This is a genomic window from Nocardia asteroides, from assembly GCF_021183625.1.
Lineage (GTDB): Bacteria > Actinomycetota > Actinomycetes > Mycobacteriales > Mycobacteriaceae > Nocardia > Nocardia asteroides_A.
Map to the genome: position 1 here is coordinate 550,412 of NZ_CP089214.1, position 7,952 is coordinate 558,363.

Below are 7,952 nucleotides of genomic sequence, written 5' to 3' on the forward strand. Positions count from 1 at the left end.
GTCTCGCTCGTTCACGCGATCGGCCCCCGCGACACGATGCGGACGGTATCGGCGTCGCCGGAGACGTCGACGGCGGCGAACTCCGGATCGAAGGCATCGTCCGGGTCGGAATGCGGTGTCGGGGAGAGGTATCCGAGCACGAAGGCGACCGCGGCCGCCGCGCCGGCGACCCCGATCCACACGCCCGTGTCCGGCACCCACCAGCGCAGCACCGAGGCGGTGAAGCCGAATACCAGTCCGATGCCGACCCCGGGGGCGAGCAGCCGGACCCCGCGCTGCCACCGATTGGCCGAGAGCCGGTGCCTGGCGATGCCGATCGCGGCGTCGAGCAGGGCGAGCGCGGTCAGCACGGCGAGCGCGATGCCGAACAGGCCGTACACCGACCGGATCGAGCCGCGCACGTCGGTCACCGTGCCGACGTGTCCGAGCTCCGCTCCGTCCGCGCCGACGACCGCGAGCCGGCCGGCGATGAGGCCGGTGGCCTGGCCGCCCAGGCCCGCCGGATCCAGTTCGTAGCGCAGGGTTTCGGTCTTTCCCGGCGCGATCTTCAGGCCGACGGCCGTCGAGTAGGAGAAGAAGCGGAGTCCGAGCACCTCGCCGGTGAGGTCGACCCGGCGCACCTCGATCTGCTGAGCGCCGTTGTTGCTCAGCGTCACCGCGATCGCGGCCGGGCTCTCCGGGGTCAGGACGACCGGGTCGGCGCCGCTCCGACCGGCGATATCGCGGTCGTCGATGGTGGCGGTCAGCTCGACGCCGTCCGGCTGGGCCTGCGCCGGTCCGGACCACAGCAGTGCCGCCGCACCGAACAGGACGGTGAGCGCCGATATCGCGAAACGCCTCGGGTGGATGGTCATCGGTCTCTCCGGGTCGAGCGGTGCGAGATGAGCCGGTGGCCGTAGAACCAGCCACCGAGGAGGAGGAAGAACAGCAGGATCGCCAGCGTCGACGCGCCGCTGTCGACGCGGCTGACCAGCACCACGTCCAGCTGGGCGGTCAGCGGGCGTCCGCACCAGGTCGCCACGTCGTGGCGCCCGACCGCGATGGCGGAGAGCGTGAGTTTCGCGGTGAAGGAGCCGTCCGCCGTGGCGACGGTCGTGCCGACGGGGGTCCGGCCGATCTTCAGTTCGACCGGCGCGCCCGGGTCGCAACCGTGCCCGGAGGCCGTCACCTCCCCGCCGGGGGCGATCGCCGACGGGGTCAGCGCCAGCGCGGCGGAGCCCGTCCGGCTGCGGTCGTCGGTCACCGGCGGGTTCTCGATATCCGGTTGTCCGGTATCGGGCTGCCCGGTGTCGGAGCCCGGGTCCCGCCTGCCCGGCTCCGGATCCCGCGTGCCCGGGTTCGAGGTGTCCGGGTCACCCGTGTGCGGGTGCGGATCCCCCGGGTTCGGGGTGACCTCGTCGTGCGGGCACTGCGGGCTCCCCGGCACGCACGGCACGGTCGGGTCCGGCTCCCGCGGGCAGGTCGGCGGTGGGTTCGCAGCGGAGCAGGACGGGGTGGTTCCGCAGGTCGACGGCGGATCGCTCCCGGTGCACGGGTCGGTCACGCACCCCTCGGCGGTGGGGGTGCGAGCACACGGGTTCGTCAGCGGGCACGGGCCGACGCCCGTTCGGCATCCGGGGTAGGGATCGGTACCACCGTTGGCGTCCGGATTCCCGGTGCCCTGCCCGGAGTCGCAGGTGGTACCCACGCACTCGTCCGGCGCGGGAGCGACGGAGGTCGGCGGTAACGGTGCGCGGACAGTGACGGTTCCCGGCGGAAGTGCCGAGACGGTCGCGGCCAGCGCCGACAGCATGAGCAGTGCCGCCAGCCCGATACCGGCGATCCGAGCTGTCCACGACCGTCCACGCGCGGCCCAGGGGGGCCGGGATGGCCCAACGGCTCTGTGGCGCACCGATGCTCGCCGACGACCGCTGCTCCCGGCTGCGTCTCCTCGTCCCGGAATCCGCATCGGCCCTCCCCGGCGATCACAGATCGATCAGTGTCATGGTAGAGCCCGCGCACCGAAACGGAGCGGTGAACTGCGAGCCCTACCCGTTTGATCGCCGTGCGGGGCTCCCGCGCAGCGGTCGCCCGATAACGAATCGGTCATGGACGAGATGGCCGTCGTATTCCGATCGAGCGACTACGCGCAGCCCGACCGGGCCCCCTCGGTCACGGCTGACCGGTGACGAACGCCTGCAGGGCGTCGGAGAACTCGGGGCCGCCCATGATCGATCCGCCGATGGCCCCGCCGATCAGCACGCCGAGCGGGATGCTGACGCCCCAGATCAGGAACAGGCAGGCGCCGAGCAGGCCGCCGACGATGGCACCGCCTGCCACGCCGGGCATGTTCTTGTTGATCTGCTCCATCAGCCGGCCATAGGAGCCGATCTCCTCGGCGACCACCTTCGCCGGGGTGGGCGGGGTCAGCGTCAGGGTGCGGCCGTCGGCGGCGATCTCGTGCGCCATCGTGATCGCGCGGCCGTCGGCGGCGTAGTGTCGCGGCACCTCGAGTACCGTCGCTCCGTCGCCGGTCTCGAGCAGTACCGTTCCGTTGCCCGCCTGCTCGAACCGGCCGTTCTCGACTGTGGCGGTGACGACTCGGCCCACCGGCGAAACCGCGATCCGGTAGCCGATTCCGTGATCGATCCCCGAGGTTGTCGTGCTGTCGGCCGATCCGGTCGGCGGCGGTGTGGACGGTTCCGCGCCCGCGGTAGCTGTGGTGATGGCCATGGCCGAGGCTGTGATGAGAACAGCGGCGGTCGTTTTTCCGAGCTTCATTCGTCGAACCCCTCTACGCGGTTACCCCTGCTAGGTGGATCGAGTCGGACCGCGAGCGGTCGTCGGCGTGCAGGAGTGTACCCATGCGGAACGGGGGTCAGGACATCGACCGACGCGTTGCCGGGGTGGCTGTCCGCGAGGCAGAGCGCCCGGTGCCGACGGGTTCAGACGGCGACGGCGGCACCGCAGATTCCACAGGACTCGAACTGGGTGCGACCCCAGCGCAGAACCGGGATGAAGAAGATCGTGAGCTGTGTGTACTCGCGCAGCCGGGTCCACTGCGTGGTGTTGTGGCAGCGCGGGCAGGTCCGGGTCGCGCCCGGGCCGATGGGCTTCTGTTTGCGGCCGTAGCCGAAGAGGAGAAACACCCCTCTCAGCGTAGCGGCGGTCGCGCACCGAATACACTGACGGCCGTGAGCGCGCCGGGGCCGAGTTACGAGGAGGCGCTGCACGCCGCGCGGGAGATCGCACGCGACCCCGGGACGGTCGTCCACTATCCGCACCCGGGACTGGAGAACGCCCGCTACGGCCGCGGCTTCTCCTTCCGGCACCGGGTCGACACCGATCGCGGGGTGGTGGACGGCTACATCCTGGTGAGCACCGGCGGACGCGCCAGCGGCATCCTTCCCTCGGACGACTCCATCGACGAGCGGATCGCGGAGCACCTCGCCCGCGCCGAACACCACAACCGCGACATACCCGACAGCGATCTCACCCCGGCGCAGCACCTCGCGCTCGAGGCCTACGACGCGGGCCGCACCCGGATCGAGAGCGCAACAGCCGACGCCGACTATGCCGAATACCTCCTCATCACCCTGCGCCGCAACCCGGACACCGGCGAGCCGGGCCGTACAGTGCTCGCCCGCAACGATTTCCTGCTCCGGCCACCGGAACCCGGCCGCCGCTACACCCAGCCCTGCCCCCGCTGCACCCGTCCGGCCCTCTACAACGAGCGCTACCCCCGCCTGGTCTGCGACCACTGCCGCGCCCGCACCACCGACAGCGCCGGACGCCGCATCACCGGCTTCAACACGAGCATGGGCGGCGGCATGATCGCGTACTACACCGACACCCTCGACCGCCCCGGGCAGGAGGAGTGCGTCGAGGTCACCCGCACCGGCAGGTGCCTCGTCGACGGGCAGGCCGCGATCATGGAGGAGGCCCGCTTCGGCGGGATCGTCATCCGGCTCGCCGGGAGTGACCCGCACTGAACACGGCTACGCCACGCTCCGCATACCGAGCGCGGCGGCGATATCGTCGGGCACCGGGTAGCTCCGCTCGACCGGGAGCAGCTCGGCGGCGTTCGTGGCTTCGCGGATGGTCCGCACGGTGTCGGTGATATCGGTGACGGCGACGATCCACTCGTCGAGATACCGCCGCACCGCGTCGCCCGCGAGCCCGACCTGCAGCGATCGATACGGCAGCGGAGCGGAGCGAAGGTCCCGCTCGGGATCCCACTGCACGCGGACCAGCGCGACCAGGCCGTCCCGCCACTCCTGCTCGCAGGCATGCATCCCCGGCTCGTAGTGGCTCAGCGCGCTGTGCCGCAGCGCCCACTCGAATCCCGCGCGGGTGATCCTTATGGCGAGCACCCGATCCTGCCCGGGCTTGGTCGCCCAGCCGCTGCGGTACATCATCCACAGGAACGAGGGCTTGATCCAGGTCATCCGCTCCACCTTGAACCCGGCGCCGAACCGGCCGGCGCGCACCGCCGCCGCGGCGATCTCCGGGTTGTAGGCCTGGTAGACGACGAGCGATTCGGTGTCGAAGTCGGCCCTGATCTCGCGGAGCGGGTGGTTCATGCCCCGGATGGTGCCCGGTCCGCGGCGCCGGGTCGACCGATTATCGCGGCCCCTCGATATCGGCCGGTGGCCGCGCGGCGCCGGCGTGCTGTCCGCGGAGCCGCGACAGGACCGGTCCGCGCTAGAACCCGAGCTGTTCGGCGACCTCGGCGATCCCGGCCTCGGTGAGCGAGCCGAGCACGAGATCGGCGCGGGAGAAGTCGAGTTCGGCGGTCATGGCATTGGGCACCGCGACGGCGCGCAGCCCGGCCGCCTTCGCGGCGGCGATGCCGTTGGCGGAGTCCTCGACGGCGATGGCGTCGGCGGGGTCGATGTCGAGGGTGTCCAGGGCGAGCCGGTAGACGGCCGGGTCGGGCTTGCGCCGCGGCACCCGGTCGCCGGTGGCGAGCACGGCGAAGCGCTCGCGCAGCCCGAGCCGCTCCAGGTGCGGGCCGACCCACGGCTCGCTCGAGCTGGAGGCCAGCCCGACCGCGAGCCCGAGCGCCTTCGCCTCGTCCAGCCAGGCGAGCACGCCCGGCCGGACCACCTCCGTCGCGATGAGTTCGTGGTGCCTGGCCAGCCGGGCGGCGCGCAGCGTGGCCTGATCGATGGGGTGCCCGACCAGCTCCTCCAGGTGCTGGGCGGCGTCCCAGCCGGTGGTGCCGATATTGGCGGTCCAGAGTGTGCGGTCCAGCGTGGCGCCGAGGCCGCTGTAGGTCTCCTGCCACGAGGTGTACGAGGGGGTCTCGGTGTCCAGGATCAGGCCGTCGAAGTCGAAGATCACCGCACGCAGAGCCACCGCTTCACCGTACGCGGGCGATGATCCCGCGGACGCTCGTGCCGTCCGGGATGGTGGTGCGGTGCACGATCGCCGTGTCCGTGCAGTCTGCCGGAGCGCGCTACGGGCCGAACTGCCGGACCAGCGCGGGAAGTTGCTCCGGGGTCAGCCCGGCGATCACCACGATCCCGGCGTCGTCGAAGATCGAGCGGGCGCGGGCGATGTGGTCGGCCGAGGTCACCACGACGGCGTCGCGCACGCCGATGTCGCGCAGGATCCGCGCGGTGAATTCGGCGTTCTGCAGCGTGGATCCCGCCTCGGATTCGATGTGCACGCGGGCAGGCACGATTCCGTGCGCGACGAGCCAATCCGCCATCGCCGCCGCCTCGGTGATTCCCTGCTGCGGATTTCCGCCGGTGACGACGACCGGCGAGGCGGGTGCGAGCAATGCCTGGATATAACCGGCCTGGAGGCGGTGCACCAATTCCGGCCGCATGCTCCCGTCCGGAAGTAACCCGTAGCCGAGGACGACCACCGCGGTCTCCGGTCCGCGCACCGCGGGTGGCCCGGCCACCGCGGTCGCTCCGGCCGGGATCAGCCCGGTGATCAGCGGTCCCGGCGCGGCGGCGCCGGAATCGGCCGATGCGGTGGCCGGAATGGCGACCACGGCGGCCAGCCCGAGCAGCGCACCGCCCGCCCTGCGGAGCGAACGGGGTGCGGGCTTACGGTGCCGACCGGCCATGGAATTCCCCTGAACTGCGCGTGGACGAATACCGTTCATCGTCCGGCGGCGCGACAGCGGAAATCGGTGAACGCGGCTTTGTCTGGACGGATCACGAACTCCGCACACCCGACATTGGCACTGGAAACTGTCGCCTTGTGACCGGCTACCGGCCCGGTCGAAAGGAGTTGTGACGGTAGGGTGGGCGCATGAGCGCCGGCGAACAGCGCGACGGGGTCGAGCTGACGAATCTGGACCAGCCGCTGAGCGAGGACGCGGCCGCCACCAAGCGCGACCTCGTCGACTACCTGGACGCCGTCGCCGATCGCATCCTCCCCGCCCTCGCCGACCGCCCGCTCACCGTGCTGCGGGTGCTGCGCGGGCGGGCGCCGTTCATGCAGAAGAACGTGCCCAAGTACACCCCGGACTGGGTGCGCACGGTGCCGATGTGGGCGGAGTCCTCGCACCGCGAGGTGCGCTACGCGCTCTGCGACGACCGGCGCACGCTGCTCTGGCTCGCCAACCAGCGCGCCATCGAGTACCACCCCACGCTCGGCCTGGCCGCCGACATCTACCGCCCCACCCACCTGATCCTGGATCTGGACCCGCCGCCGGGCAGCGATTTCGCCGCCGTCGTCGCGGTCGCGCACCTGGTGCGGCAGGCGCTGGCGGACTGCGGGCTCGCGGGCGCGGTGAAGACCAGCGGGGCAAAGGGCGTGCACGTCTTCGTCCCGGTCGACGACAGCGCCCCGGTCGACGACGTCGCCGCCGCCACCCGCGCCCTCGCGGCCAGGGCCGAGGCGCTCGACCCCGGCCGCGCCACAACGGCTTTCATCGTCGAGGACCGGAAGGGCAAGGTCTTCGTCGACTCCACCAGGGCGGGCGGCGCGACCGTCGTCGCCGCCTACAGCCCGCGGTTCCGGGCGGGCACCCCGGTCTCCTTCCCGCTGGACTGGTCCGACCTGGACCGGATCACCCCGGCCGACTTCACCGTGCGCACCGCGCTCGACGCGCTCGGCGGGCGCGACCCGTGGGCGGCGGCCATGCCCGCGCCGCAGCGGCTGCCCGCCGAGCTGATCGAGCACGGCCGCACCATTCCGGTGGCCAGGGTGGCCGCCATGCACGAGGGCAAGCGCAGGGCGCGGGCCAAGCGGGCAGCCGGATAACGATCCGGACAACCACCCGAAAACCCCACCTAGACTCGCAATCATGAGTAGTTGGGTGCTTCCGCTGTTCCTCGGGCTCGGCCTCGCGGCCGCCTGCGGGTTCCGTGCCTTCCTGCCGCTGCTCATGCTCAGCGCCGCCGCCCGCTTCGACCTCTTCGGCCTCGACCTCAACGAATCCTTCGCCTGGATCGGCTCGACCGCCGCGCTGGTGGCGCTGACCGTCGCGGCGGGCGCGGAGCTGCTCGCCGACCTCATCCCCTACGTGGACAACCTGCTCTCCCTCGTGGGGAATGTCACCGGGCCGATCGCGGGCGCCATCGCCGCCGGAGCGGTGTTCCAGACCGCGGACCCGAGCACCGCCGCGATCGCCGGGATCATCGTCGGCGCCCCGACCGCGCTCACCTTCAGCGCCACCCAGACCGGGGTGCGCGCAGCCAGCACCGCCACCACCGGCGGTTTGACCAACCCGATCGTCTCGATCGTCGAGAACATCCTGACCTTCTGCACGGTCCTGCTCGCCATGGTGCTGCCGGTACTCATCCCGGTGTTGCTCGCCGGGTTGCTCTACCTCATGTGGCGGGTTACCCGCCGGTTCAGGCGGCGCCGCGCGGCGGTGGTCGCGGCCGCATAGGCCACGCACCCCCGGCCGGGGGTCCGCGTACCGCGCACCGCACGCGAAGACCGAATACGCTGGCGCTCCCGTACTCGAGTCGGTTCTGACCGGAAGTTTCGAACTTCGGCTCCGG

At 71.7% G+C, this 7,952-nt stretch carries 10 protein-coding genes; 3 read left to right on the plus strand and 7 right to left on the minus strand.

All coding sequences use genetic code 11. The features are described 5' to 3' along the window. Positions 1-11 precede the first annotated feature (11 nt). The 4 genes from LTT61_RS02815 to LTT61_RS02830 all read right to left on the minus strand — a co-directional run bounded on the left by LTT61_RS02815 (position 12) and on the right by LTT61_RS02830 (position 3,128). Complete coding sequence (locus tag LTT61_RS02815) at positions 12-854, minus strand: hypothetical protein (RefSeq protein ID WP_233018346.1); 843 nt, start codon at positions 852-854, stop codon at positions 12-14. Further along, positions 851-1,426: a hypothetical protein gene (locus LTT61_RS02820; protein ID WP_233018347.1), complete on the minus strand. Its 576-nt coding sequence runs from the start codon at positions 1,424-1,426 to the stop codon at positions 851-853. Before LTT61_RS02820 ends, LTT61_RS02815 begins: the two co-directional genes overlap by 4 nt. A gap of 725 nt (positions 1,427-2,151) precedes the next feature. Beyond that, positions 2,152-2,712, minus strand: coding sequence for a hypothetical protein (locus tag LTT61_RS02825; RefSeq protein ID WP_233018348.1), 561 nt, complete (start codon positions 2,710-2,712; stop codon positions 2,152-2,154). A 212-nt stretch (positions 2,713-2,924) separates the two neighbouring features. Continuing rightward, a complete protein-coding gene (locus LTT61_RS02830; RefSeq protein WP_233018349.1) occupies positions 2,925-3,128 on the minus strand; it encodes a zinc-ribbon domain-containing protein in 204 nt (67 codons plus the stop codon). A gap of 45 nt (positions 3,129-3,173) precedes the next feature. Between LTT61_RS02830 and LTT61_RS02835 the strand changes: the two genes are divergently transcribed. Next, positions 3,174-3,971: a hypothetical protein gene (locus tag LTT61_RS02835; RefSeq protein ID WP_233018350.1), complete on the plus strand. Its 798-nt coding sequence runs from the start codon at positions 3,174-3,176 to the stop codon at positions 3,969-3,971. 6 nt (positions 3,972-3,977) lie between these two features. Here the strand turns inward: LTT61_RS02835 and LTT61_RS02840 are convergent, their stop codons facing one another. The 3 genes from LTT61_RS02840 to LTT61_RS02850 all read right to left on the minus strand — a co-directional run bounded on the left by LTT61_RS02840 (position 3,978) and on the right by LTT61_RS02850 (position 6,061). Beyond that, positions 3,978-4,562 carry a DUF4291 domain-containing protein gene (locus tag LTT61_RS02840; RefSeq protein WP_233018351.1) on the minus strand — a complete coding sequence of 195 codons (585 nt, stop codon included), beginning with the start codon at positions 4,560-4,562 and terminating at the stop codon, positions 3,978-3,980. Between the two features lie 121 nt (positions 4,563-4,683). Further along, on the minus strand, positions 4,684-5,340 hold the full coding sequence (locus tag LTT61_RS02845) for an HAD family hydrolase (protein ID WP_233018352.1): 657 nt from the start codon (positions 5,338-5,340) through the stop codon (positions 4,684-4,686). 100 nt (positions 5,341-5,440) lie between these two features. Continuing rightward, positions 5,441-6,061, minus strand: coding sequence for a YdcF family protein (locus tag LTT61_RS02850; RefSeq protein ID WP_233018353.1), 621 nt, complete (start codon positions 6,059-6,061; stop codon positions 5,441-5,443). A gap of 188 nt (positions 6,062-6,249) precedes the next feature. On the opposite strand from LTT61_RS02850, the gene LTT61_RS02855 reads away from it, so the two are divergent. Both LTT61_RS02855 and LTT61_RS02860 read left to right on the plus strand, forming a co-directional pair. Beyond that, positions 6,250-7,206 (plus strand): DNA polymerase domain-containing protein, encoded by a 957-nt coding sequence (locus tag LTT61_RS02855; protein WP_233018354.1) that lies wholly within the window; start codon positions 6,250-6,252, stop codon positions 7,204-7,206. 43 nt (positions 7,207-7,249) lie between these two features. Beyond that, positions 7,250-7,837 carry a DUF4126 domain-containing protein gene (locus LTT61_RS02860; RefSeq protein ID WP_233018355.1) on the plus strand — a complete coding sequence of 196 codons (588 nt, stop codon included), beginning with the start codon at positions 7,250-7,252 and terminating at the stop codon, positions 7,835-7,837. Positions 7,838-7,952: the final 115 nt, after the last annotated feature.

Coding starts and splice junctions, on each gene's coding strand:
- LTT61_RS02860 (WP_233018355.1), top strand. CDS start 7,250: ATGAGTAGTTGGGTGCTTCCGCTGTTCCTCGGGCTCGGCCTCGCGGCC.
- LTT61_RS02855 (WP_233018354.1), top strand. CDS start 6,250: ATGAGCGCCGGCGAACAGCGCGACGGGGTCGAGCTGACGAATCTGGAC.
- LTT61_RS02825 (WP_233018348.1), bottom strand. CDS start 2,712: ATGGCCATCACCACAGCTACCGCGGGCGCGGAACCGTCCACACCGCCG.
- LTT61_RS02850 (WP_233018353.1), bottom strand. CDS start 6,061: ATGGCCGGTCGGCACCGTAAGCCCGCACCCCGTTCGCTCCGCAGGGCG.
- LTT61_RS02815 (WP_233018346.1), bottom strand. CDS start 854: ATGACCATCCACCCGAGGCGTTTCGCGATATCGGCGCTCACCGTCCTG.
- LTT61_RS02840 (WP_233018351.1), bottom strand. CDS start 4,562: ATGAACCACCCGCTCCGCGAGATCAGGGCCGACTTCGACACCGAATCG.